The following is a 26,443-nucleotide window of genomic DNA, read 5'->3' on the forward strand; positions in this document are numbered from 1 at the left end:
ATATTTAGTAAGCCTAGCTTTAGGATAATTGCTCTGATAAGTACTGTTATTTGCTCTAACAAACAATATTTTGATTAAACGTTTCTTTTTTTTATACAATTCGCCATGTTTGTGCTTAAATGAGAGAGTATCTCATTTAAGCACAAACGTTTTTTGCAGGCTTGTTGTACATACAGCAAAACTTAAACAGAGCTAACAGCGAGGTAGTTGCCGTGGAAAGCCCTCCCATATTTTCATTCAAGTGGTACGACAGTCTTCAATTTAAAATATCGGCCATCTTTATTGTACTTTTTTTAATCATCACCATCTCGGTGATCATGGTACTGAAAACAATCGGTAATGAATTGATCCGGGAACAGGCCTATCTACGTTTGAGCGAAGCCGATCATGAAGTGGCGGCTGAGCTTGAAAAACGTATTACACTTGCCGCAACACTTGCCGATGCTATGGCAAACCTGGCAGAAAAGCTGCCCAGAGATGTAGACCTGCATAAAGCGCTACTTCTGCAGTTAATGAATTATAAGGGCACCGAAGAGTATATTGCCGGCGGCGGTGTCTGGCCGGCCCCGTTCCAGTTCGATACAGATATTGAACGACGCAGCTTTTTCTGGGGACGAAACCAGTCCGGGCGGCTTGAATTTTATGATGATTATAATCAGCAGGACGGTAACGGTTATCACCATGAAGAGTGGTATGTCCCTGCCGCCTACCTAGCAGAAGGCGGCGTGTACTGGTCAAAATCCTATACAGATCCGTATTCACTGCAGCCTATGGTTACCGTCAGCGTCCCTATGATCAATGACGGACAAAATATCGGCGCGGCAACTATCGATCTAAAATTTGAAGGTCTGCACCAGCTGCTTGAGAAGGTTACGCAGTCTTTCGACGGCTATGCTTTTGCGGTTGACCGCAACGGTACTTTTTTATCATACCCCGATATTCAGCAGGTTATTTCTACGGTTAATAATAGAGACGGCAGCGAACTTAAATCATTTCTTAGTTATCAAGATCTTGCAGAGAAATCACCACAGTTCAGCGAATTTGCCGGCGTGTTAGATGAAAAACGCAGCCATCTGCTTAAGAGTATTGACACTAAAAGTCGACTCAGAAATGAATTAGCAAATAAGCTGGCATCGGCCAGCTATCAGATCAATCTGGAGGAGGCGAATATTATTGCGGCATCAATGCTTTCTTCGATACTGGATACTGACAGCCGCATATTTAAACATAATAATTTTTTACTGGAAAAGGATCCCCTGCTTAACGAGCCGGTATTTGTTTCTGTCTCGATGATGCCCGACACTTTCTGGAAAATAGTTACAGTTATGCCGTACAGCAAAGGGGTCGAAAAAATAGCAGCTGCCTATGATCGACTCAAGCAGGCTACAGTTAGCGTGGTGCTGCTGGCAATCTTTATCATCTGGCTGCTGATCAGACAAATAGTAACCGTACCAGTCAGGCAGTTATCCAGGCAGATTCAGTCTCAGCAGGATAACAAAGCATCTGAACTGCACCTGCTTGACACATCTGCAAAAGGAGAGCTGGGAGCTCTGGCTCAACTGTTCAATCAACGCACCGGCCAGTTATTATATACCCACAATAAAATTAAAAAGCTGGCCCATTTTGACGTGTTAACGGGTTTACCTAACCGCCGTTTACTGATCAATCGTCTGGATGAAAAACTGGAAGTCTGCAAACGTCAGACCTCTTACGGAGCATTGCTGTTTATTGATCTGGATAACTTTAAAGTGATCAATGACTCCCTTGGTCATGATATGGGGGATGAACTTCTGGTGCGGGTTGCAGAGCGTTTTCAAAAATGTGTCAGAGGTGAAGATACCGTCGCACGTCTGGGAGGTGATGAGTTTGTTGTCCTTATTATGAAAAACAGTGATTATTCCGAACAACTGAATCACGAATCAACCGTCGTCGCCCGAAAATTAGTACGTGCTATGGAGAAACCTTTTAAACTCAGAACACATCAGCACCACGTCACAATCAGCATTGGAATCAGCAGTTTCTCCAGACGCAGCACCAGCTCTGATGAGTTACTGCGTCAAGCAGATACTGCAATGTATCGGGCCAAAGCGAAAGGAAAAAACGGCTTTTGTTTCTTCAAACCTAAAATGCAGGAACAGGCCGACCTCAGACTGGAAGTTGAAGAGGCATTACGCACAGCACTAGCTCACAAACAATTATTTTTAATGTACCAGTCTCAAGTCGATAGTCAGGGTATCTGCATCGGGGCCGAGGCCCTGATTCGCTGGTCCCATCCACAAAAAGGTATGCTTCCACCGGCTGAATTCATCGCTATTGCTGAAGACAGCGGATTAATAATACCGCTGGGTACCTGGGTTATCGACGAAGCCTGTCGTCAGCTCAAATCCTGGAATGATCAAAAAATAAAGCTGGAAAAAATTTCCGTTAATGTCAGTCCTAAACAATTCCGCCATAGTAATTTTATTGAAAGTGTTCGCGGCTCTATTGAGAAACATCAGATTAGCGCCAGTCAACTGACGCTGGAAATAACTGAAGGTATCGTTATTGATGATATTGCTGATACTATCGATAAAATGAGTATATTGAAATCACTTGGCGTGCGCATCTCTATTGATGATTTCGGTACCGGATATTCTTCTTTGACCTATCTAAAAATGCTGCCCCTGGATCAGTTAAAAATAGATCAGAGTTTCGTGCGTGATATCACCAGTGAACCTAACGATGCGATGATTGTTGAAACCATCATTGCAATCGCCAGCCACTTTGATTTGAATGTAATTGCTGAAGGGGTAGAAAATAAAGATCAAATAGATTTCTTAGCAGATAAAGGATGCACTCAGTTCCAGGGATATTACTTCGGCAAACCAATGCTGGCTGCAGATTTCAGCGCTTATATGACTCAGCAGCCTGTTTCAAATGTATCCCATATTTGCAGACGCAGCTCCTCAATGATGAAGAAATAAAAGCCTCATAAAGCTCAACCGTATGTCCCGTGAATACAACACAGGAAATCTTGCAGTGCTCAGCTTTTGAACTGCAGGCTGATAGAAAATGAGTAATAGAAGAAGGTTAGAAAGCATAATTCCGATACCAGTAATACTAAACAGCCCTGCCAAAAGGCTCGCTTTGTAATACTGACAACTAAAAATTGGGCAGATATTTATATGTAACATCTTTATAAATCATAAAGATATTATATAAAATGGTTGACGCCACACCTTTTTGTAAGTTGATAAATTAAAGCGGATGCAAAACAGTCAAACAATCCGTAAATTGTTCTGGATCAATAGTTGTACCACGAGAAACCTTCTATACTCAGCGCGTCTTTCGGATACCATTAAATTTATATTTAGAGACATTAAAACAGACATTATATCAATAACTTAATGCTGTACGGACACATGATATTGATCACGGAATCATCACTTAAATAACCAGTGCTAAACCTCTGTCATTGCGTTATTTCACTTCTCATTCAGCTTGTTTTTATTCTGTTTCCATCAAAATAGAGTGCAGTGCATAAAGCACCGTTTTGCAGTCTGCTGAGATTCCTTTGCTCCATCGACGGAGTATGAAAGATATATAAAAGGGCTCTTTGAAGACAATAACAAATACCTAATTAAAGGAGATGTCCATAATGGACACAGTAAAAAACAACACGATCGATATTTCACTACAAGATAACGCCAGCAAAGCCCCGTGGAGCAAAAGTGATACTATCTGGACGCTTGGATTATACGGTACAGCTGTTGGCGCAGGTACTTTATTCTTACCTATCAACGCTGGTTCAGGCGGCCTGATTCCGCTGCTTGTTATGGCAGTTCTTGCACTGCCTATGACCTTCTTTGCTCACCGCGGTATGACTCGCTTTATGCTGTCGAGCTCTAACCCTGGGGCTGATATCACAGAAGTAGTAGAAGAGCATTTTGGTACAGGCATGGGTAAAGTAATAACTCTGCTGTACTTTTTCGCTATTTATCCAATTCTACTAGTTTACAGTGTGGCATTGACCAATACCGTAGAGAGCTTTATGAGCCAGCAGCTAGGTATTGAACCTCCTGCCCGCGCATTGCTGGCGCTGATCCTGATCATTGCTTTAATGGCAGTCGTTCGCTTAGGTGAGCAGCTGATCATCAAAGCAATGAGTGTATTAGTTTATCCATTTGTTGCCGTGCTGCTTATGTTAGCATTTTACTTGATACCACATTGGAACGGAGTGATCTTCGAGCAGGTCATTCCCGCTGGAGGCAGTGTTAACGGCGTGTTTATGGCGGTCTGGCTGATCCTGCCGGTGATGGTGTTTTCATTTAACCACTCTCCCGTCATTTCAGCCTTTGCAGTAGCCAAGCAGAAAGAGTATGGGGAAAAAGCAGAAAAACAATGTTCGCGGATTCTTGCTATTAGCAACATCATGATGGTAGCAACTGTGATGTTTTTTGTATTTAGCTGTATATTAAGCTTATCTCCGGCCAACCTGGCAGAAGCAAAAGCTCAAAATGTGTCTATTTTGACTTACCTGGCTAATTACTTCAACACGCCTGTCATTGCATATGCAGCGCCGGTCGTCGCAATCATCGCAATTACTAAATCTTTTCTTGGCCACTACATAGGTGCTAGTGAAGGTCTAAACGGTCTAGTCACAAAAATGGCCCGCAGCCGTGGTAAAGAGGCTGCACCAAAAGCAGTTAACTCTTTCACTGCGCTATTTATGCTTCTGACCACTTGGATAGTTGCAACGATTAACCCGAGTATTCTTGGCATGATCGAAAGCCTTGGCGGTCCAATAATCGCTATGCTGCTCTTTATTATGCCAATGTATGCGATCAAAAAAGTTCCGACGATGCGCAAGTATTCAGGGGCGATCAGCAACGTATTTGTGGTTATTGTTGGTGTCATCTCTATCTCTGCTATTTTCTACTCACTGGTGCAATAACAGTAAGCATCATAATAAGCAGAGAAATAAAATAAACACACCGCTGAGCATTCAGCGGTTTCATCAGCAGCTTAACACTCTTATCAAAAGTCATGAGACTGGATTAGTCTCAAACCTGTTGAATATGAGACTGTAAAATAACTAGGCAAATACCCTCTTAGCTTTAATCGCTGCTCCCATAACCACAGAACTGAATGCATCTGCGATTTCAATATTCACCTCTGGATACTCCGCTTTAACGGCTTCCTGAACGATTGGAGATAATCCCATGCCGCCGGTTAAGTAGATTATCTCAGGTGCATAACCTACTTCCTCTATCGAGGTTTCAATAATTGCAAAAAGTTTGTCCAGCCATACCTTCATAGTATCTGAGGTATCAGAACGGGTAATATTCACCTCAAGTTTACTCTCAACGTAATCAAGCGGTAAACGGATCTGCTCACTGTCACTAAGTTTAATTTTTGCTCTTTCAATAGAGTGCATCAGCTGATGGGTTAAACGGTTTTTCTGTACCCGCTGCAGACGGAGCAGCTTTAACGGATCTTCTGAATCAATAATATACTGGCGAATTGCTGATGCACGATTATGTGAATAAAAGTCAGTAATTTCCGGCATATTATCAATAGAAAATGTTCCCGAAAAAAGAACATTTGGAACTGCCCGTCCGTCGACGGTTCTGCCTCCGCGCCCGAATAACGGCGATATGACACCGTTGGCCAAATGTTTATCACAGGCAATCCCCCCCTGCCTTATGCCTTGGGTGGAAAGAATATCGTCATCACGGTTTAACTTATCTGCTTTTTCCGCACTGAGACGGCAGAAAGTAATATCAGATGTACCGCCGCCTAAATCAACCACCATGGCTTTCGTGGATTTATTTATCTTCTGCTCAAAATGATAAGCAGCAGCCAGAGGCTCATGAATGAAATGGACTTCATCAAACCCTGCTTGCGCAGATGCTCTCGCCATTAACGCTTCCGCCTGCTTATTACCTAACTCTCCCATTGTAGAGTGGTAATTTACCGGACGCGCGATCACCGCTCTTTTTATCTGTCTGCCTAAATGTTTTTCTGCACGAATGCGCAGATAGGAGAGAAACCTTGCAACAATAGTTTCAAAATCATCCAGCAGTACTTTGGGAATTTTGGCGCCGAGAAAATTTTTCGGGCTGTTAATATAACGGCCTTCATCGGGACTGATTAAAAACTCATTAAAACCTGTCTCGCCAAATAGAATACTGCCGGATACGAGCATGTCGTTTAAAGTATCTTCCTTGGAAACGCTGTCAGCCATTGCCAGGCGGGTCGCTTTTGCTTTAATAAAGGCACTTTTACCTAATTCGTCACTGAATCTCTGCTCTTTCTGAGCAGCGCTTTGTAATAGAAACTGCAGCCCTTCGACTTTGCCCGGCAGCTGATCTTTAGCCGCCTGCTGGATTTGAGAGTTCAGCTTGATTATCTCTTTCTGGGTTTCATTCAGCTGGCGGTTTAAGTCTCTGCTTATCTCACTCTCGTACTTGCTGATACTGTGCATATTCGGCTTAGGCAAAGGCCTGTCACCTGCTTTAAGGTAGATTGAAGAACGGATTTTAAAAGGCATATCACTGTTGTCATCAACAGGGATCAGTTCTGCCTGGTTATTTACCCATGCCGCTACAGAGCAGTTACAAGTTCCAAAATCAATACCGATATAATCAGGTGCCACATAAACTCCAATATTTTGTCTATTTTAAATCTTAAAACCAAGGTTTGTGCCTGTTGATACAGGGGCGCTGATAATAATACTTAACAGGACTAATGTTCAATCATTACCATCTACAAACAACGCTATTGTGGTGCAGATGAATATTATCTGTTCACTTTGCCTTTTCATTGAGCCAGCTATCCATGCCGGCGCTTATTTTTATTAAATTTTTTGATTATTGATGGACGCTGCAGGTAAGTTTTTTATCTTGGAGGTTGGGTCTGTTTGTGGGTGAGAATCAAAACTCTGCCTTAACAGATTTTAATTCTATTTGTTAAACAGGTTTATAACTGTATCTTATAGCATTCTTTTTACCGTTTTTATTTAAAGCCAGTAACTCGCTGTTCTCTGCCAGGAATACAGGTAATGAATTGTGTTTTTTTCTGACCACAACTTTTTTTGATTCATCGCTGTTACGCAGTGTTGCTTTGGCTTTGGGAAATAAAATGTCACTGTCTTTGTTATGTTTTTCTAAACCAAAATAAATTGAATCAACCGGTTCGCTTATCTGCACTAAATTGCGGTACAGCTCACTGGTTACCAGGTAGCTCAGCCCGCAGATATTATGTACAAAGTAAAAACGCAAATCGGCCTGTTTGCGCGGATCTGTATCTTTAATGGAGGTGATTATTTTTTTACAGCGCTTTTTGGCACTGTTAATACGGGTGATATGCAGATCCAGAAGCTCGGTTGATAAACCTGTCTGGACAAAACCGGCTAATTTTTTAGTGTCCTGAATAGAGTCAGTCTGAAGATCAAAACTGAAAATAAAACGTAATGCTTCCTGTACCGCAGCCTCATTAAAAAAGACAACAGCTTGCCGCTCTACTTTACCTTTTTCGATATCAATCAGTGAAAAAACCACGGACTGTTTCTGCTTCTGTTTATCCTGCAGTAAAACCGTTTGTGAAAAATCAGATAATGCCTGCCTTACTTCTGCTAACGACTGAAGCAGATTATTTTTTAACTGTTCACTGTGTTTAATATAATAATATTCTGAATTCATTAAATCCCCTCCCGATACACATGTGTTTATATACATGTCATTGTAGATTGAGGAATAGCAGCTGTCCATTACATTTCCTTTTAAAATAGTACGTTACGTTCTTAAGAACTATATCTGCGCAGTGTGGGCTGGACTTTAAATGTGCCGGGGATGTAAAAAGAGGTTATATCGTTTTTCATTAGATACAGGAAAAGTAAAAATATGCGCAGTATTCGCTTACCTTCTCATAAATGCATCAATAATATCCTGCAGTTCCCCCGTTTTACGCATCTCATAAATAATAATATCGAGTTTCTTTTTGAAATCATCTTTAAAAACAAACTTACCATTATCACGACTGGTATAACCTAAAAAACCCTGCTCAATGGTAATTGTGGTGCCCTGCAGCAGTCTGCTGTGTATACCGCCTTCATCATATACTTTCTGGTGTTTTAACTTCTTAAGCCCCCATAATATTGACAGGCGGTCATTCATATAACAGTCAGTACGTCCAAGAGCGAGCATAAGAATATTTTCTCGATTACCCTTAGCTTCATAAACGTTAATTTTTTTATCTTTGACAGCCTGCCAGAACTTCTCCCCGCCAAGATTAAACCCCGCATTATTGCCGATAGTTAAACCATAATAGTCTTCCGGCCACTTATTACGTATCGAGTGCGTGAGTATCTCTTCCGAACAGAAAACAACCACCCTTTCATCTAAAACAGGTAGTGAGTAGGGCCAGATGTAGGGGCGTTTTAATGCATGAAAATAGGGAGGATAAAGCGCGAAGCCTTTACCGTTCTCAAGAAGCTTGAGACCGCGCTTCCAGGGCACTGCTTCAATAGTCACCTTGTAACCCCGCATTTTGTCAAAAGCAGCCCGGAAAATATCACTATAAATGCCCTTAAGCTGACCTTTCTCGAGATACGAATAGGGAGGGTAATTATCATCAGCATAAACAGTCACTTTAATTTCAGCAGCCGCCGGACGTATTAATATAATCACAAGCAGAAAGAAAACAGCGGCAATCATATTTCTTATCATACTTCCTCCTGTTTCTGATTTGATAACTGCAGCCTAGTAACACTTTAAACAATAGTTTGCACCAGTTTAAAGGTAAAGAGGCGGGGATAAATAATCATCACAAGTTAAAACAGCCTGCATTCAGGAGCAGACAGACAATAGATATTATTGTTTATATGAAAATATGTGCCGGTGCTACACACTGAATATTCTGCTGTCTATTGTTAAATAACTGATTAAACTTGAAATTTTTCTATGAGAATAACGGTCTGTTAACTATTATTTATTGGTAATTTCCTCGGGATCTGTTTTATGAACAAGAAAAAACTCGTTTTAATAATATTTGCTGTTTCGGCACTATGGTTTATTTTTGATTTTAACCACCTGCTGACGCTGGAAAATGCCAAACAGCAGCAGGCGCAGCTGGATATTTATATTTCCCGGAACTGGATACTGGCCAGTGTTACCTATTTCTCTGTGTATATTATAGCCACCGCCCTTTCTGTTCCCGGTGCGGCTGTTTTTACTCTGCTGGGGGCCGCACTGTTCGGCTTCTGGTGGAGTGTACTACTGGTATCATTCGCCAGTTCAATCGGAGCAACCTTAGCTTTCCTGTTCAGCCGCTACCTGCTTAGAGACTGGGTACAAAACAGGTTCGGTAATAAGCTCTCCACAGTAAATAAAGGTATCGACAAAGACGGTAATCTTTACCTGCTGACTCTGCGCTTAATACCGGTTTTCCCGTTTTTTCTTATTAATCTGTTAATGGGTTTATCAACTATGTCTGCTAAAAGGTTTTACCTTTACAGTCAGATAGGTATGTTTCCTGCGACCCTGGTTTATCTTAATGCCGGTACGCAGCTGGCACAAATTGACTCCTTATCCGGCCTGCTTTCACCTTCGGTGTTAATCTCCCTGGTTATTCTCGGCATGTTTCCCTTAACCGCTAAATTTGTTGTCAATCGTATAAAGCAAAAGAAGGTATACTCCCCCTGGAGCAAACCCGATTCCTTTGAGCGTAATATGGTAGTAATAGGTGCCGGATCCGGCGGACTGGTAAGCGCTTATATTGCAGCCGCGGTAAAAGCTAAGGTTACCTTGATAGAAAAACATAAAATGGGCGGTGACTGTTTAAACAGCGGATGCGTTCCCTCCAAAGCGTTAATCCGCACCAGCCATAATATTAAAGAGATCCTGCAGGCTGAAGATTTCGGCGTAGATGCTCAGATCAATAATATCGATTTTAAGAAGGTGATGGAGCGTATTCAAACAGTGATCCACAAGATTGAGCCGCATGACTCAATTGAACGCTACTCACAGCTGGGTGTTGAATGCCTGCAGGGACAGGCAAAAATAATTTCCCCCTGGCAGGTTGAGTTAAACGGTAAGCTAATTACTACGCAGAATATTATTATCGCAACGGGGGCAAACCCCTTTATTCCGTCGATTCCCGGATTACAGGAAGTTAACTATGTCACCTCCGATACAATCTGGGCGCTGACTGAACTGCCCAGACGTTTTTTAGTGCTGGGCGGCGGTCCTATCGGCTGCGAACTGGCACAATGTTTTAAACAGCTCGGCAGCGAAGTCACCATTGTCGAACGTCTGCCGCAGATTTTAATCCGTGAAGATTCCGATGCTGCAGAGCTGGTCAGCAGGCAGCTTCACAGTGACGGTATTGAACTGCTGCTTAACCATAATGTCAGCGCTTTCTCTCGTACACAGCTGCATCAGCTGGTCGAACTGCAGCACCAGGGGCAGACAATAACTAAAGAGTTCGATGTCGTGCTGGTTGCCGTCGGCAGACAGGCAAACGTCAGCGGCTTTGGTTTAGAGGAACTGGATATAGAGCTGACAGATAAAAAAACCATTGCGGTAAATGATTACCTGCAGACTAAGTACAGCAATATATATGCTGTCGGTGATGTAACCGGCCCTTTTCAGTTAACCCATGCAGCGGCCCATCAGGCCTGGTATGCGGCAGTTAACGGATTATTCGGCTCTTTTAAAAAATTCAAAACAGATTATTCGGTAATGCCGGCAGCCGCCTATACCAGTCCGGAGCTTGCCCGCGTCGGCATTAATGAAAAAGAAGCGGCCGAGCAGCATATCAGCTATGAAATCAGCAGATATGAGCTTAATGATCTCGACCGGGCAATAACCGACGGCCGTGACTGCGGCTTTGTAAAAGTGTTAACTGCAAAAGGCAGTGACAGAATATTAGGCGTAACCATAGTCGGCTCCGGCGGCGGTGATCTGTTAGCTGAGTTTACCCTGGCAATGCGTTATAATATTGGTTTAAATAAGATACTTAGCACCATACACCCTTACCCGACCATGAGTGAAGCCGTTAAGTATACGGCCGGTATCTGGAAAAAAAATCACGCGCCGCAGACGCTTTTAAATTTTGTTGAAAAATACCATAACTGGACTCGAAAATAGGAAGTTTCATGAACAAATTAGTTTTATTAAGCAGTTTATTAATGTGCAGTATGTTTTCTCAGGCGGCTGTTAACTGGCAGGAAGTTGAAAAAAAAGCATCCGGACAAACCGTCTACTTTAATGCCTGGGGAGGCAGTCAGGAGATAAACAACTACCTGCGCTGGGCAGATAAACGCCTGCAGGCCGAATATGGAGTGACATTAAAACATGTCAAAGTCACGGATATTTCCGAGGCAGTATCCCGTCTGGCGGCTGAAAAAAGCGCCCGGAAAAACAGCGGCGGCAGTATTGATATGGTATGGATCAACGGAGAAAATTTCAAATCCATGAAAGAGCATAAGCTGCTCAGCGACGCATTTGCCGCGCAGCTGCCTAACTGGAAGTATGTTGACCAGAGCCTGCCTGTCAGCAGTGATTTTGCAGAGCCGACGCTTGGACTGGAAGCTCCCTGGGGCGTTGGTCAGCTGGTATTTATCTACGATAAAAAGCGCTTAAGCAGTCCGCCGCAAAGTTTTGCACAGATGCTTAGTTACGCTAAAAACAATCCGGGAAAATTAAGTTATCCAAAACCGCCTTCATTTCACGGCACAAGTTTTCTTAAAGCGGCTTTACTCGAGTTAAGCGCAGACAGTAAGCTGTTATACAGCCCGGTTAATAAAAACGACTTTCAGGAAATCAGCGCACCTTTATGGAAGTACCTTAATGAATTTCATAAGTCAGCATGGCGTCAGGGCAAATTGTTTCCAGCCGGCAGCAGCGAGACTTTGCAGTTGCTTGATGATGGTGAACTAGATCTTGCTGTTTCTTTTAACCCTAACGAGGTTATCAGTGCACAGGCAAACGGTATACTCTCTGAATCAACCCAAGCCTATGCACTGCAGGCAGGTGCATTATCTAATATTCATTTTCTGGCAATTCCATGGAATGCATCAGCTAAAGAAGGCGCACTAGTTGCGATTAATTTCCTGCTTAGTCCAGAAGCGCAGTCACATAAAGGCGATCTGCAGGTATGGGGGGATCCAGCTGTTCTCTACCCTCACTATATCCGCGGCTCAGCTAAAGATACAACCCTGTTCAAATCAATCCCGGAGCCTCACCCAAGCTGGCAGAGTGCGCTGGAAAAAGAATGGCAGAAAAGGTATGGACACTAACTGTTAATATGAAAAGCGCAGCGCAAAGGCGCCTGTTTCAAGGATTACTCTTGTTCACTGTGGTGATCTGCTTTATGCCTCTGCTGCCTGGGTTAGCAGGATTAATTTTCGCTGCTTTCGGTTATATTCCCGCGATAAACCAGTACCAGTTTTCATTAACTGGTTTTTATCAGCTGGCCGCATGGCCGGGACTAACAGCATCTATTCTAATCACAGTATTTGTCACTCTGTGCAGTACTTTTCTTTCAGCAGCCTTTGCTTTCAGCATTTTGCAGTCATGCTGGAACAGGCCCTGGTGGAAAAAACTAGAAAATCTGCTCGCACCGATTCTGGCTCTCCCGCATGTGGCGTTTGCTGTTGGTCTGGCATTTTTATTTACGCCAAGTGGTTTTGCCGCTCGTATCAGTAATCTGTTTATAGACGACAGCTTTATCACTAACTGGAATTTAATTAACAATCAGTACGGCCTGGGATTAATCTTCGGATTAACACTGAAAGAGATCCCGTTTATTGTTTTTATGAGTCTGGCAATACTGAAACAGCTGAATGTAAAGAGCACAATAGAAGCAGCACAGAGTTTAGGTTATTCAAGCAGTCAGGCCTGGCAGAAAATAATATTTCCGCAATGGCTCAGTAAAATTCGCTTCCCGCTGTTTGTGGTTATGGCGTACAGCTTGTCGGTTGTTGATGTATCACTAGTAATAGGGCCAACCAGGCCGGCAACACTGCCGGTACTTGTCTGGCAGTGGTTGAATGATGCAGATCTGTTGACCCTGCCGAAAGCTTCAGCCGGCGCCCTGCTGCTGCTGATATTATGTATCGGGCTGATTTATCTGCTCCGTTTTAGCGAATGGTTAATTGTCAATAAATGGCGCAGCTGGCAGTTCAGCGGCCCCTGTGCATTCCCCCTTCCCGGCCTGAGCGTCCTGCTGATCACTTATTTAATTACTCTGGCGACGCTGCCGATTCTTCTGTTATGGTCCTTTGCTAAACGCTGGTCTTTTCCGGATATTTTACCTTCCAGCTGGACACTGCGTTTCTGGCGGCAGGAGTGGAGTTATCTGCTGGATATCAGCATCAGCAGCATCAGTATTGCATTAATCAGTGCGACAGCAGCACTGTTATTAGTATTTATCATTCACGAGCATAACAGCCGAGCAGCGTCCGGCAGAAATCTGATACCGCATCTGTTAATTGCCGTTCCTATATTAGCGCCGCAGCTGTCTATTTTATCCGGCATACAGATTGCGGTTCTTTTTGTATCCACTTCGCATTATTATCTCTGGGTTATCTGGGCGCATATCTTCTTTGTTTTTCCCTATATTTATTTAGCATTAGACGGCCCGTGGCGAAGTTATGATCTACGACTGGATAAAGCAGCACTGAGCTTGGGTTTATCTCCCTGGAAAGTCTGGTGGAAAATCAAGCTGCCTGTACTTATGCCGGCAGTATGCATTGCCTGGGCGGTTGGTATCAGCGTTAGCCTAGCTCAGTATCTGCCGACTTTGATGCTCGGCGGCGGGCGAATATCAACCTTAACAACAGAAGCCGTCGCATTATCAAGCGGCCAGGATCGTCGTATCAGTGCAATTTATGCGCTGCTGCAGTCGTTAGTACCATTTTTCTTTTATATTACTGCTATCATAACCAGCCGCAGAACAGGTCCGCTGGATAATCAAATTAAGAGTACTGCTTGAGATGTCACTAGTTGTAAAAAATCTATCCGTTATTAATAAAGATCAGTCTGTTCTTTTTGCCCCTGTTTCATTTTCTATCGATCCGGGTGAAATATTAACCTTAATGGGCCCCAGCGGCTGCGGAAAATCTACTCTGTTAAGTGCTGTTGCCGGGCATCTAAGCGCTGATTTTAAGTATAAGGGGCAGTGTTATCTGCACGGTCAGGCGCTTAATCATCTTTCGCCTGAAAAGAGAAAGATCGGTATCTTATTTCAGGATGATCTGCTTTTCCCGCACCTCAATATCTGGGAAAATCTTGCGCTGGCAATACCTGAGCAGATAAAAAAATCTCAACGTAAAGAGCTGGCAATGCTTACTTTAGAAAAGTTAAACCTGGAATTTATAGCCTGTAGTTCGCCAGCTCAGATATCCGGCGGACAGCGGGCAAGAGTCAGTATGATGCGCATGTTACTGGCTGAGCCTGATGCAGTTTTACTTGATGAACCTTTTAATAAATTAGATAAATCTTTACGTGCTGAATTTCGCAGCTGGGTACTTGCCCTGCTTAATGAAAGAAAGCTGCCTGCCTTAATGGTAACCCATGATCAGGAAGACCTGCCCGACAACGGACGCAGCCTGATATGGCCCTGGCGTGATATTGAGAATAACAATAAGGAAAGTGAACATGCTTGACAGGTTCAGTATTAAGGTAATCAGCGCCCCGCTTAATATATTAGCGGCGGGTGCACATAAAGCGGGAATTAAAGCTGATCAGATAACCCTGACAGGATTTATTGTCGGCCTGCTGGCTTTTCCGGCACTTATCTTTGCACAATATCAGCTTGCGCTGCTGTTTATCCTGATAAATAGAGTATTTGACGGCCTTGATGGTGCAGTCGCCAGGATCCAGGGAATAACCGACAGCGGCGGCTTTCTCGATATCACTCTGGATTTTCTGTTTTATTCTTTAATCCCTTTTGGTTTTATATTAGCGGCCCCGGAAATGAATGCGGTTGCCGGTGCTTTTCTGATTTTTTCTTTCTTAGGAACCGGCTCCAGCTTTCTCGCATTCGCGGTTATGGCAGGTAAAAGAAATATAGAAAACCCGGTCTATCAACATAAGTCGCTGTATTATATCGGCGGATTAGCAGAAGGCACGGAAACAATCACCTGTTTTATACTGTTATGTTTATTCCCGGAGCACTTTTCTGTTATTGCATATAGTTTTGCACTGCTGTGCTGGATAACTACATTTACACGCATCTGGGCAGGTTATCAAACCTTAAAACAGAGTATTTAACTGCATTTACAAACCCTTGTGCCACAGTCGGGGCACAAGGGTATGTTTAGGGTATTTTAATCGTATGTTGTGAAATCAAATTTTAAACCTAGTCCAACCATAGGACCGTTTAAGCCGCCTTTCACTGCCTTTATCCAGCCGCCGTTTGCCGATAAACTTAAATTTTCAGTTAAACGATAATCCAGATCCATTTGTCCGGAAACAACCAGCCCGCCTTCAACATTTATTGCACCTCCAGCAGCCGCTCCGGCTAATCCTTCTGCAGAAAGGCGCCAGCTGTCATTAAGATCAATACCAGAGCCTAAACCTAATAAGCCCATAGCAAAACCACCTGCCCCGCCGGATGTAACCGTATATGCCTGACCCGTTACATAATAATTTTCACTAAGCATCATATCTGCTTTAACATCAACCATACCAATATTACCCGTATCCGTTTCCGTGGCGTAGCGCAGGCTGTCATGATCAGCAATTGCGCTGTACCCCGTGGAAACAGTCCAGTAACTCGGGTTTAAACCGGCCGTTCGAGAATAATTAATATCTGAGTCAGACTCTGAATACCCCAGGTCCATACCTAATTTCACAGACGGTACCCATGCATGATAACCGCCCTCCAATGCACCTACATATCCAATGCCTGTATCTAATGTCAGACCGCGAAACAGCTCCCATTGAATTCCGGCATTCGCAGAGGCCATTGAGCCGCCGCCGGTATCAACATCCCCGCCTCCGGCAAAACCCAGGCCGGCTTCAGCAAACAGTCTAACTTTCTTGCTGGGTAAAAGGTTTTCATCAGTTAAATATTTACCTCCAGCGAAAAATTCAGCATAGCCTTCACCGTCTCCACCCATTGAACCGGCGGCCTGAAGATAACTGTACCAGCCCTCTCCCCAAACCGCTTTCATATCAAATTCAAACTGCGCACCGGCAAGCTGCATAGTCTGGATAACAGAGCCGTTTCTATTTCCGGGTGCTTTGTCGGTCAGCGGTATATAGTTTTTATAAACCGCTTTAACTGCGTGCAGAGAGACATAATCAGAAGACATGGTATTTATACAGCCCGCACAGCTTGATGAATGTCCCTGATCAAACAAAAGATCCAGCGGGTGACTGACAGCAAACTCAATAACCGGCGATGAAATATCAGAACCAGTAACATGCATATAGGAGGCGCCCAGTGCCAGTTCATAATGGCCGACCTTTTTACCCAGCATAAGGCGCGGGCGAATTAACATTCCGTCACCGGGAACAATCACCGCACCGCCGCCGCCGCCGAAGAACAGAGAGCCTTCAACAAACAGATCATCAGCAAAAACAAACTGCTGCCCGACTTCATAGCCGCCGATAAACAGGCCGCCGGCATCTCCAAGCGTCGCCGAGTAGATAGTACCGCCGAAAGACAAGCCGCTGTCAAAACGGTACAGCAGTGACGTTCCTACATTGCCGTGCAGTGTTGTTGTCTGATCTGTTAAATAGTCACCGGAAAAGCGAAATAATAGTTGGTCTGCATTTGCAGTAGATGATACTGCTAGCGCCAATGCCATAACACTGCTGAATTTGCTGACTGTTTTATGTAGATGCAAAATAAACCCGTCCATTGGTTAAGTTAAAAGTAGAAACTGGAGCTGTTATTAAAGTTTTGTTTTAAATAAACACAGAAAATGCTGGTGAATGGAAATTTTATTGTGCCGCAGCAGAATCCTTTTTACCGTGATAATTAACTGTTTTTATTATTAAAAACCAATAAAACAGTAACTTACTGCTTTATTAATATAGTCTTTTGTTATTGCCATAGGCGTGACTAATGTAAAATTAACAAGCTCGGGATTTTATTAGCCAGGCTAGACACATAAACAAAAAACAGCGCCTTATAACTAGTCACATTGTACAGAACAATTTAAATATAACTATATAACATATTGTTATTTAATCATTTTAAGTATAATTAATGATTAACCGCTGAAAATTGCACCAGCTAAGCGCCCCATATTCTGCTATTATCGGCACCCCGAGTATTTCATTACAGATATAGTCTGTTTTATGTGATTTTATTTATAGGATATTGTTTTATGAGTCTTGCCGACAAAGTATTAGCTGTTAATAATGATCTTCCAATTCGTTCTGACAAACCAGTCCACAGCGGTAAAGTGCGTTCAGTCTACTGGCTGACCGAAGAAGACAGCAAACGTTTAATCATAGAAAAAGGTTATGATGTTGCCCCCGATGCTCCGCTGGCAATTATGGTAATCAGTGACCGTATCTCCGCCTTTGACTGCATCTGGCATGGTGAAGGCGGTATGAACGGTGTCCCGGGTAAAGGTGCTGCACTTAACGCAATTTCTAACCACTGGTTTAAGTTGTTCAAAGAGCAGGGACTTGCTGACAGTCATATTCTTGATATCCCTCATCCGTTTGTATGGATCGTACAGAAAGCTAAACCGGTTATGATTGAAGCAATCTGCCGTCAGTATATTACCGGCTCTATGTGGCGTTCCTATGAAAAAGGTGAACGTGAGTTCTGCGGTATCAACATTGCAGAAGGATTAAATAAAGATCAAAAACTGCCTGAGCTGTTAATTACCCCTTCGACAAAAGGAATACTTGAAGGTATTCCAGGTGTGCCTGCTGTAGATGATGTCAATATCACCCGCAAAAATATCGAAGATAACTTTGAAGCATTTAACTTTACCACTGCAGAGGACATCTGCTTTTATGAAAAACTGTTAAAAGAAGGCTTTGATGTTATCAGTAATGAACTTGCTAAAATCGATCAGATATTCGTTGATACCAAGTTTGAGTTTGGTTATGTAAAAAACAAAGCCGGCAATGAAAAACTGATCTATATGGATGAAGTGGGTACGCCTGACTCTTCACGTATCTGGGACGGTGCAGCTTACCGTGAAGGTAAAATTGTTGAAAATTCTAAAGAAGATTTCCGTCAGTTATTATTAAATCACTTCCCGGATCCCGATATTCTGCTTAATAAAGACCGTATGCCTGAACGCTCTGCTTTAGCGCGTTATAACGCCCTGCCGGCAGAAGTATTAATGAAAATATCAGAAACCTATACGGGTATTGCAGAGAAAATTACTGGTAAGAAAATCGAACTTTCTGCTAATCCGAAAGCCGAAATAATTGAAATTCTACGTAATGACTATCAGCTGATTGATTAAGCTATAGAATTTGGTTATTGAAAGCAGGATCAACTTCCTGCTTTCTTTATTTTTAGGGGCATAATATGAGCGGATGGACAGTATTTTTAATAATCAGTCTAGTGTTAGGCGTTATTATCAGTAATCTGATGGTGCTGAAATACACTGCAAAAATGAAAATGCCCGGCGAGCTTAAACGCGATGCTGAAAAAAGAAAACAGCAGCAGGCCCGTGAAGACGAACAGCAGAAAACAACCGACAAAAAAAACGGCGCTAATTAACACCTCGGCAGAGCCGCAGAACCATTGTAAATTACAAAACTATAATTTGCGGCCGAATACAGCCAGCAGCACTACTTTACATGCGAAGTATTTTGTCAAATGAACCTTGAGCCTTCAACCGCTAATGCCTATGGGAATGTTAATTGGACGAGAACTTTAACTCTTCATTAAATAAAACATGACTTTTAAATATCATGTTTGAAGAAACAACTGATATATAAAAACAGGGGAATTTCCCCTGTTTATCTCTTATTCGTTGACTAAGTTATCAGTTTTCATTGATACATCTTAACTATAAAAAGCTTCAACAGTTCCTTTCAGTGTCATCATAAGCGGCTGGCCGCGACGGTCTAACGCTTTGTGCGACGGGACTTTTACCCAGCCTTCACTGATGCAGTATTCCTCGACATCGAAACGCTCTTTGCCGTTGAGGCGAATACCAATGTCGTGCTCGAAAATTTCTGCCACATGGTGCGGGCTGCGGGGATTACCCGAAAGGCGATCTGGTAAAGCTGGTAGCGATTTAGTGTCGTTCATGTTAGTGACCTGTAGTAAATAAAAAGTGCGCTATTGTAGACAATATAGGCCTAACGCTCAAGAGCTGCCGCAATAAATCGTGTTGATGCATTTATTATATGCTGTCGACTTAGCAGATTGATTTAACAGCAATAAGTCATAAGTATTTCTCTTTGTGAGGTACGAACAAAAGCCAACTGTTTTTTGTCCGACTTAATTGCCTTGTTATATTTTTTATACCATAATCCAATATATATTGGTACAAACTAAAAAGGTAAAATTATGGCTAAAAATACTAGCGTTACTTTAGGCGATCACTTTGATCAATTTATACACCAACAACTACACTCTGGCCGTTATGGCTCAGCAAGTGAAGTTGTTAGAGCTGGCTTACGAGCTTTAGAAGACCAAGAAGCCAAACTACATAATTTACGCAACATGTTAGCTCAAGGCGAACAGAGTGGCACCGTTGACTATAGCTACGACTCTTTAATCGCTGAACTTGATAAAGATAACCACTAATGAACAAGTTTGTATTATCAGCTAAAGCAAAATCTGATCTAGTTAAAATTGCAAAGTACACCCAAGCGACTTGGGGGCAAATTCAACGAAATGACTACTTAAAAGTATTAGATAGCTCATTTCACTTATTAGCAGACGAACCCGATATCGGAATCCAGTGTAATTACATCAGAGAAGGATATAGCAAGTATCCTCAAGCTAGCCATGTGATTTACTATAAAGAGCACAAAGAAAATCAGATACTTATTGTTCGCATTTTACATAAAAGCATGGATGTAAACCGGGCTCTATGAGAAAAATATAACGACCTTGTTAGCAATATTTCGCTTTATCAAATAAACCACTATTTCTAGCAACAAAGTACTTATCAATATGTATATATTGGTCATCCCAACCATTAGCCACAGCTATATCTTTTAATGTCGATGGTTGTGAAAGTAGGTTCATCATTTCGGTCATATCTATAACCCCAGAAGATTCATAATCAGATTTTATTTTTTCCACTTGAGCTATCAAATCTTTGCAATCAGATTTTTCAGAGTCTTCGAGATTTAATAGTATAATTTTTAAGAAATTAATTTCAAAATCACGATCAAAGTATCTTTTCTTTCGATTGAATAACCAGTCCCACATACATCACCTATATTGCTAACGCTGCAATAAACGGCGCGTAGGTTAGCGCTGTTTTTGCTGGCTTTTTGTTTTAGCAAAAACAGCGACAGCCGTACTGCGTGATCTTCCCCCGATAAAACGGACACATTTATTTTCACGCTGCTAGCGCTTCATATTCAATCGGAGAACAATAGTTAATTCCTGAATGCATCCTGCTCGTATTGTAATATTTGTTAATGTAACTGCCAACTGTTCCGCGTAATTCTGCATCAGTTTTAAAAGTATTACCACGAATAGCTTCAGTCTTCATTGAATGAAAAAATGATTCCATATGCGCATTGTCAGTACACTTTTCAGCGCGACTTAAACTATGAACTATCCCACTTTGTTTTAAGGATTTTTGGTAGACTTGCCCTCTATACTCAACACCTCTATCACTATGTAGCATTAAATCACCTTGAGGTTTTCTCTTTCTCACCGCATTTTGTAATGTCCGTTTGGTCACTTCCATTGTTCTCGTTTTATCTAAACTCCAGCTAATAATCCGTCTCGAATATAAATCCATAATGACGGATAAGTACCGCCAGGCACCTTTTACTTTTAAGTACGTAACGTCTGCAACCCACACTTTATTCACTGCTGTAGGTATGCCACCATCAGGGCGCAAATTTTCACCGGTAGCGAGGAAACGTTTATAAGCGACGGAGCGAGTCGTCACGCGCATAACCCTAGCTACTACGGTATAAGCGCTCTACACGCTTACCTATACAGTAGCCTTGCTTTTTCAGTGCCATAAATATGCGGGGGCTTCCGTACCGGCCTTTGTTCTCCGTGAAAATCTTCTGGATTTTATCCTTTAATTCAGCATCTTCAATCTCACGCGCACTCGGTTGGCGTTTTCGCCAATCGTAATAACCACTTTTTGAAACACCCAATAAACGTATTAAAACAACAACGTCTATTTCTGAACGCAGTTTTTCGATGAATCGATATCGTCCTGATGTTCCTTGGCAAGAAACCGTTGCCACTTTTTTAACACGTACAGTTCCTCCTTCAGCTGTTTATTTTCACGCTCAAGTTTTTGTTCTTTGGTAAGTTGTTTTTTTACTTTAGGTTGACCTGCTACTTTTTTACGTTTGTCAGCCACAATAATTCCTTCACGATATTCTTTTCTCCATCGTGACAGCATAAAGGGATGAATGTCGAGTTTTGACGTGGTCTAATGGATTTGTACAACCCAGTTAAGAGATAATAACCTCAACTGGAGTTAACGATATGACCACAAGAAAGAAATATACCAAAGAATTTAAGCTAGACGCCATCAGCCTCGTTTTAGAACAAAATTATACTCGAACAGAAGCTGCTAAAAATTTAGGGCTAAATGCCAATGTGCTTGGCCGATGGATCAAAGAACATCAAAATGATGATGGGCAAGCATTTAGGGGGAATGGAAAACTAACTCCCGAACAGGAAGAAATCCGTAAATTAAAGGCTCAGGTTAAACGCCTTGAAATGGAGAAAGATATCTTAAAAAAAGCCACAGTCTTCTTTGCGAAAGAAACGAAGTAAAATACTCGTTTATTACCCTGCATAGAAGACTTGGCCAATAAAACTCATGTGTGACGTATTGAATGTCACCTGCAACGGCTACTATAGTTTTATGCGAAGAAGTTTAAATAAGCCGATAGAGCCACTTCATGAAGAAATGTTGGAATGGGTTCAGGATATTGCAAAAGCCAGCGGTGACACTTACGGGAGCCAGCGCATGAAAGCCGCTATGAATGCTCTTGGTTACCCAATCAGCAGGAACAAGGCCAGAAAGCTCATGAAAGAAGCTGGTACTCAGGTTAAGCGTCAGAAGAAATATAAAGTAACAACGAATAGCAATCATAAGCTGCCAGTATTTGAAAATTTACTCGAACGTCAATTTAATGTTGAACAACCCGATCAGGCGTACGTCTCAGACATCACCTATATCTGGACTCAAGAAGGATGGCTGTATTTAGCTGTGGTTATTGATTTGTATTCCAGAAAAATCGTTGGCTGGAGTATGAGCTCAAGAATGAAAGCACAGCTCGTATGCGATGCATTAAAAATGGCGCTCTGGCAACGTCAGCCGGGTGCAGGAGTTATTCATCATTCGGATCGTGGCTCTCAATATGCCAGCAAAGAAATGAGACGGTTAATGAAAACGAATAAAATAAAGGGAAGCATGAGCCGAAAAGGTGACTGCTGGGATAACGCTGTCGTTGAAAGCTTTTTTGGCACTTTGAAGCAAGAACGAGTGCAATGGCAGAATTACCAAACACGTTATGAGGCTCAACAAGATATATTAAATTATATCTCTATGTTTTATAACGGTTATCGTTTGCACTCATATTTAGGGTATAAAAGTCCGAATCAATATGAGGCAGAGCAGATAGCAAACTTAAAATTAGTTGCTTAACTAGGTTGTAACAATTTGATTGACCACGTCATTTTTCAGCGACGGATTTGATAGTAATACCGACAACAAAACTCAGTTGTACTGCATTAACTTTAAAATCGTTTGAATACTTCCAAGTTCGTCTTGGGTTGTTGTACTTTGGCATAAGACACCTCATCTTTAATTAGATTTTGGTGTCCGTTAAAGCGGGGGAAGATCAAGTTCCGTTTAAATTGCTTGTTATAACTTTAAAATACATTTATCTATGCACATACAATTTCTAAATTTTACTGCGGATTGAGAATTTAAACACGAAACTATAATTCTTGAATGAAAATACACAAGCATAAGGAATGAATATAAGCGGTAATAAATAGAAAATATAAAATAAAATTGAATTCTCAAATATGTATTGAAAACTTTCCCTTTTTCGTACACTTAAACTTTCTGGAGTAATAAAATGCATGCCCAAAAAAAGCAAACTAAAGAATAATATCACTAGAATAAACTGTATAATCGAAACTTTTAGAATTTTTTTAGGAAGGGTCGGAACCAAAAACATCCAACATAAAAAAATAAAAGGCTGCAACACTATATGACTTATTAAAACAAATGAAATTAAATCTGAATGATAAGAAAATCGATACAGGTTATTTATAACTGGAATATCAATAAATGCAAATGAGAGTGAAAATAGATCGAAATAATCCACTATAAGATAAGTATATAAGGCAAACAAAGTAGGCCAAAAATAGCCAACAACTGCCACATCATTTTTCATACGATGGCGTTTAATAACAGCTATATGATCAAATTTTTCGTTATTATGCAAATTAATACTTTACCTCCAATCACTCTACTAAGTTATAACGCCGCAAACAACAGCGCATAGGTTTGGCGGTGTTTTTGCTGGCTTTTGTATTTAGCAAAAACAATGACGAGCCGTTATGCGTCTGCTTGATTTGCCTTGTTATGCGTCGATACCTAACTCGACAAGATATTTTTTAACTTCGATTGTTTTCGCATCTTCAAAAGCAGTAAATGTCTCACCATAATCTGAATATGTAGCATAAATGTCACAACCTTTTTCAACTAAAAGTTTAATTGTGTTTAATGAACTGCCACTACAAGCCTTTAAGAAAGGAGTTTGGTCCATATATCCTCTCCCTTCAAGATCCGCTCCAGCAGATATTAATAAAGATATGATCTCGGAAGAGTCTCTTTCAACACTTTTAAGTAAAGGAGTGCATCCACAATCATCTCGCATATTTACATCTGCACCTAATGATATAAGAAAGGCTACGATACCAATATTCTTTGAATCTATTGCATTTAACAATGGAGAGCCAAAACTAGAAGCTTTATTTATATCTGCACCCTTAGAAATAAAAAATTTAACATTCTCAATTTGTGAAAGAATACACGCATCATTTAATAAGAAGGCTCCATGTTCATCAGGAATTCGAACATCTAACGTTGTTGGATATATTTCAACAATATCTTCGTGAGTAAGCTCACTTAGTATCTCAAAATATGAATCGATCATTGATTAAACAGCTCCAGATAAAAACGCATAACGCCATTTTAAGCCGCGAATTACGAAGGGCTATAATCGCGCAACGATAGCCCGCCGTAATTTGACTGCTTGAAAATTCTTGTTAGATTGTTTTTATACTCACCTTAACATCCTAGCTTACGAAACTCTCGATACGCTGAAGAGCTTAGCCCATTTGGATCCATAGCTGCTTTCCGAGATAGTTTCTTACATTTTTTATCTAGTTGCGCAGGACTATATTTTTTCTTTTGGTGTGTGCGAATATTGGACTTTTCTTTCTTTATAGAAGTTTTGCTCGAATTACTTTTTCTAACTTGTACATTACTAACCTCAATATTTTCAGGCACATTATCGGTGTTTTGAGAAAAGTGAACATTTCCATTTTCGTCTACCCATTTATATATCGCAGCATGACCTTCTCCAATAAAAAGTATCAATACCAATGTAAAAAAATATTTCATCTATTGACTCCCTTACACAACCTAACGAGGCTGTAGAATTACTCCATTTTCAGAAAAAACACATATTTCTAAATTTTATCGCCTTTTAAAACAACACGTTAAAAAGTTAAGATTTTCATAAATTTACAAAAAGTGAGTTATTCTACAGCCTCAACGACTTCCTAAGCGGAAAAGAACGGTTGGCAATAATCGCGAAGCGATGGCCAACTGTTATTTTTCCGTTTAAGCAACTTATATGGCTAACTCTTCAATTTTTGATGTTGCTTGTGCAGGTAACCGTGGAAAAGCAGTTTTTACCTCGGATGGAATCATGTCGATCCAAGCATTTAGATTACTTTCAACTTCCTCTTCAAACCCATCTTGCTCGCATGCGTCACCTTCATCGTCAAATGAGTATCCAAAACGTTTACCTGATGAATCTAATGCATAAAATTCATTAGTCCCATATTCGTCATACACCCTTGTATAAAATTCAATATCACTACCTTTTCTGACAAAAGCTATTGTAATTTTGCTCCAATCCGAACATTCAAAATTAAAGCATACATAACCTGATTTCAAATCCACATCTTCAATACGGCAATCAGTAGATTTAAACAACTTAGAATCAATCTGGGCATGTACGGCTAGTTCTTCGACTAACTCTTTAATATCACTATTTTCACCGTTTTTTATTTTTTGTAGTAAGTCAGTTGGTGCCTTTATCACTACAATTCCATTTTCCTCTGCCATCATTTTTCCTTAAATCATCTAGTTATTTTATAAAGGTTAGCTTTTATTTAGTCGTATAACTCAGCAAACATTTTTATTCCACTTACTGCATTAGGGAGTTCGCTTTCCAAATCTTCTAGTGTCTTCAAACTGTATTGCTCTTTAGAATCATTTACAGCAGAATCTAGTGCTTCTTTTAATTTCTGAGGAGATTGTTCAATCTTTTTATCTCCAAGTTGATAATAAAAACCACTATTAAATAAAATATTACCTAATTCAATTTGCTTAGCAAGATGAGCTTTACACTCTTTAATTGCTGTAGCCATTTCATGATAATCACTGCACTTCTCAAAATACTTTGATCTTTCTTCAAATACTTGAAGCGTCACTTTAATCCGTAAGGTTGGAGTACAAACTCTAATTTCCTGTTTAAGCCTTTCATTGTCATCTTCATGATGAAGGTCTTCACCCCACGATTTCAATATATCTGCAACTAGTCTCATTTTTATTTCGCAATTAATAGTATTCATTTATTCCCCCAAATGAAATATAACTCGTACAAGGCTGATGCCATATAACGCCTTGCTCACCGGCGACAACTGTATCGAGTCCGAGTACAGCAACTTGTTGAACGAAGCCGCTGCGCGGCAGAAAAAACACATAACCTCAATCGAGTATACAAATAAAGAACCGTCAATGTTGACGGCTTTATTTGGAGGTTGTTATGAAACCACTCGAACAAACTCGTTTTAACAATTTATATCAATCTTACCTCAACGAATTGATCTTACAAGGCAAAAGCCCCAAAACGATTGACTGTTATAGCCGTTGTCTTCGTCAAATCACACAATACTTTGATACCTGCCCTGATCACCTCAGCACCGAAGAGCTGAAAACTTATTTTCTACACCTCGTAGAGCATAAATCCTGGAGTCTCGTCAAAATCGCACG

22 protein-coding genes and 3 pseudogenes are annotated in these 26,443 nt (G+C 41.2%); 13 read left to right on the forward strand and 12 right to left on the reverse strand.

Annotated elements, in window-relative coordinates:
• Positions 1-212 precede the first annotated feature (212 nt).
• A complete protein-coding gene (locus tag G337_RS28450) occupies positions 213-2,963 on the forward strand; it encodes a bifunctional diguanylate cyclase/phosphodiesterase (protein WP_157619430.1) in 2,751 nt (916 codons plus the stop codon).
• Positions 2,964-3,637: 674 nt separating this feature from the next.
• The gene (locus G337_RS0121550; RefSeq protein WP_028865686.1) at positions 3,638-4,933 is read left to right on the forward strand and encodes a serine/threonine transporter; all 1,296 of its coding nucleotides are present in this window, start codon (positions 3,638-3,640) and stop codon (positions 4,931-4,933) included.
• A gap of 141 nt (positions 4,934-5,074) precedes the next feature.
• Here G337_RS0121550 and G337_RS0121555 read toward each other — a convergent pair whose 3' ends face one another.
• The 3 genes from G337_RS0121555 to G337_RS0121565 all read right to left on the reverse strand — a co-directional run bounded on the left by G337_RS0121555 (position 5,075) and on the right by G337_RS0121565 (position 8,708).
• A complete protein-coding gene (locus G337_RS0121555) occupies positions 5,075-6,637 on the reverse strand; it encodes an Hsp70 family protein (protein ID WP_037028295.1) in 1,563 nt (520 codons plus the stop codon).
• Between the two features lie 313 nt (positions 6,638-6,950).
• Positions 6,951-7,682 carry a DNA replication terminus site-binding protein gene (locus G337_RS0121560; RefSeq protein ID WP_028865688.1) on the reverse strand — a complete coding sequence of 244 codons (732 nt, stop codon included), beginning with the start codon at positions 7,680-7,682 and terminating at the stop codon, positions 6,951-6,953.
• A gap of 216 nt (positions 7,683-7,898) precedes the next feature.
• Positions 7,899-8,708 carry a substrate-binding periplasmic protein gene (locus G337_RS0121565; RefSeq protein WP_028865689.1) on the reverse strand — a complete coding sequence of 270 codons (810 nt, stop codon included), beginning with the start codon at positions 8,706-8,708 and terminating at the stop codon, positions 7,899-7,901.
• 291 nt (positions 8,709-8,999) lie between these two features.
• Here G337_RS0121565 and lpdA point away from each other — a divergent pair, with 291 nt between their 5' ends.
• The 5 genes from lpdA to G337_RS0121590 are packed head-to-tail and all read left to right on the forward strand — an operon-like array spanning position 9,000 to position 15,257.
• Complete coding sequence (lpdA, locus tag G337_RS0121570) at positions 9,000-11,129, forward strand: dihydrolipoyl dehydrogenase (protein ID WP_028865690.1); 2,130 nt, start codon at positions 9,000-9,002, stop codon at positions 11,127-11,129.
• Between the two features lie 8 nt (positions 11,130-11,137).
• Positions 11,138-12,280, forward strand: coding sequence for an ABC transporter substrate-binding protein (locus tag G337_RS0121575; RefSeq protein WP_028865691.1), 1,143 nt, complete (start codon positions 11,138-11,140; stop codon positions 12,278-12,280).
• Entirely contained in the window at positions 12,256-13,977 is a 1,722-nt protein-coding gene (locus G337_RS27055; RefSeq protein ID WP_051303485.1) for an ABC transporter permease, read from the forward strand. Before G337_RS0121575 ends, G337_RS27055 begins: the two co-directional genes overlap by 25 nt.
• 1 nt (position 13,978) lies before the next feature.
• Positions 13,979-14,650 (forward strand): ATP-binding cassette domain-containing protein, encoded by a 672-nt coding sequence (locus G337_RS0121585; protein ID WP_028865692.1) that lies wholly within the window; start codon positions 13,979-13,981, stop codon positions 14,648-14,650.
• Complete coding sequence (locus G337_RS0121590) at positions 14,643-15,257, forward strand: CDP-alcohol phosphatidyltransferase family protein (protein WP_028865693.1); 615 nt, start codon at positions 14,643-14,645, stop codon at positions 15,255-15,257. The genes G337_RS0121585 and G337_RS0121590 overlap by 8 nt, the downstream gene beginning before the upstream one ends.
• A gap of 56 nt (positions 15,258-15,313) precedes the next feature.
• On the opposite strand, the gene G337_RS0121595 is transcribed toward G337_RS0121590, so the two are convergent.
• Positions 15,314-16,801 (reverse strand): hypothetical protein, encoded by a 1,488-nt coding sequence (locus G337_RS0121595; protein WP_169719650.1) that lies wholly within the window; start codon positions 16,799-16,801, stop codon positions 15,314-15,316.
• 525 nt (positions 16,802-17,326) lie between these two features.
• On the opposite strand from G337_RS0121595, the gene G337_RS0121600 reads away from it, so the two are divergent.
• On the forward strand, positions 17,327-18,430 hold the full coding sequence (locus tag G337_RS0121600; protein WP_028865695.1) for a phosphoribosylaminoimidazolesuccinocarboxamide synthase: 1,104 nt from the start codon (positions 17,327-17,329) through the stop codon (positions 18,428-18,430).
• A gap of 65 nt (positions 18,431-18,495) precedes the next feature.
• Complete coding sequence (locus tag G337_RS27060; protein ID WP_037028296.1) at positions 18,496-18,690, forward strand: DUF2897 family protein; 195 nt, start codon at positions 18,496-18,498, stop codon at positions 18,688-18,690.
• A 288-nt stretch (positions 18,691-18,978) separates the two neighbouring features.
• On the opposite strand, the gene G337_RS0121610 is transcribed toward G337_RS27060, so the two are convergent.
• Complete coding sequence (locus tag G337_RS0121610; RefSeq protein WP_028865696.1) at positions 18,979-19,227, reverse strand: DUF3297 family protein; 249 nt, start codon at positions 19,225-19,227, stop codon at positions 18,979-18,981.
• 261 nt (positions 19,228-19,488) lie between these two features.
• Between G337_RS0121610 and G337_RS0121615 the strand changes: the two genes are divergently transcribed.
• Both G337_RS0121615 and G337_RS0121620 read left to right on the forward strand, forming a co-directional pair.
• Positions 19,489-19,728 carry a type II toxin-antitoxin system ParD family antitoxin gene (locus G337_RS0121615; RefSeq protein WP_028865697.1) on the forward strand — a complete coding sequence of 80 codons (240 nt, stop codon included), beginning with the start codon at positions 19,489-19,491 and terminating at the stop codon, positions 19,726-19,728.
• On the forward strand, positions 19,728-20,021 hold the full coding sequence (locus tag G337_RS0121620; protein WP_028865698.1) for a type II toxin-antitoxin system RelE/ParE family toxin: 294 nt from the start codon (positions 19,728-19,730) through the stop codon (positions 20,019-20,021). The genes G337_RS0121615 and G337_RS0121620 overlap by 1 nt, the downstream gene beginning before the upstream one ends.
• Before the next feature lie 19 nt (positions 20,022-20,040).
• On the opposite strand, the gene G337_RS0121625 is transcribed toward G337_RS0121620, so the two are convergent.
• Complete coding sequence (locus G337_RS0121625) at positions 20,041-20,361, reverse strand: hypothetical protein (protein WP_028865699.1); 321 nt, start codon at positions 20,359-20,361, stop codon at positions 20,041-20,043.
• Between the two features lie 133 nt (positions 20,362-20,494).
• Positions 20,495-21,550, reverse strand: a pseudogene (locus tag G337_RS0121630) (IS3 family transposase); the annotation flags it as partial.
• A gap of 65 nt (positions 21,551-21,615) precedes the next feature.
• On the opposite strand from G337_RS0121630, the pseudogene G337_RS0121645 reads away from it, so the two are divergent.
• Positions 21,616-22,786: pseudogene (locus G337_RS0121645) on the forward strand (IS3 family transposase).
• A gap of 31 nt (positions 22,787-22,817) precedes the next feature.
• Here the strand turns inward: G337_RS0121645 and G337_RS29655 are convergent.
• From G337_RS29655 to G337_RS0121670, 5 genes and pseudogenes are all read right to left on the reverse strand, one after another.
• Positions 22,818-22,931, reverse strand: a pseudogene (locus G337_RS29655) (transposase); the annotation flags it as partial.
• An 804-nt stretch (positions 22,932-23,735) separates the two neighbouring features.
• Complete coding sequence (locus G337_RS0121655) at positions 23,736-24,311, reverse strand: ankyrin repeat domain-containing protein (RefSeq protein WP_028865705.1); 576 nt, start codon at positions 24,309-24,311, stop codon at positions 23,736-23,738.
• Positions 24,312-24,445: 134 nt separating this feature from the next.
• Entirely contained in the window at positions 24,446-24,781 is a 336-nt protein-coding gene (locus G337_RS0121660) for a DUF4124 domain-containing protein (RefSeq protein ID WP_028865706.1), read from the reverse strand.
• A gap of 231 nt (positions 24,782-25,012) precedes the next feature.
• Positions 25,013-25,513 (reverse strand): hypothetical protein, encoded by a 501-nt coding sequence (locus tag G337_RS0121665; protein ID WP_028865707.1) that lies wholly within the window; start codon positions 25,511-25,513, stop codon positions 25,013-25,015.
• 47 nt (positions 25,514-25,560) lie between these two features.
• Positions 25,561-26,022 carry a hypothetical protein gene (locus G337_RS0121670; RefSeq protein ID WP_028865708.1) on the reverse strand — a complete coding sequence of 154 codons (462 nt, stop codon included), beginning with the start codon at positions 26,020-26,022 and terminating at the stop codon, positions 25,561-25,563.
• 194 nt (positions 26,023-26,216) lie between these two features.
• Here G337_RS0121670 and G337_RS28455 point away from each other — a divergent pair.
• A partial coding sequence (locus G337_RS28455; protein WP_028865709.1) for a phage integrase N-terminal SAM-like domain-containing protein occupies positions 26,217-26,443 on the forward strand: 227 nt, incomplete at its 3' end.

Origin of the sequence: Psychromonas aquimarina ATCC BAA-1526, from assembly GCF_000428725.1 — a bacterium.
In the GTDB taxonomy this organism is placed as follows: Bacteria; Pseudomonadota; Gammaproteobacteria; order Enterobacterales; family Psychromonadaceae; genus Psychromonas; species Psychromonas aquimarina.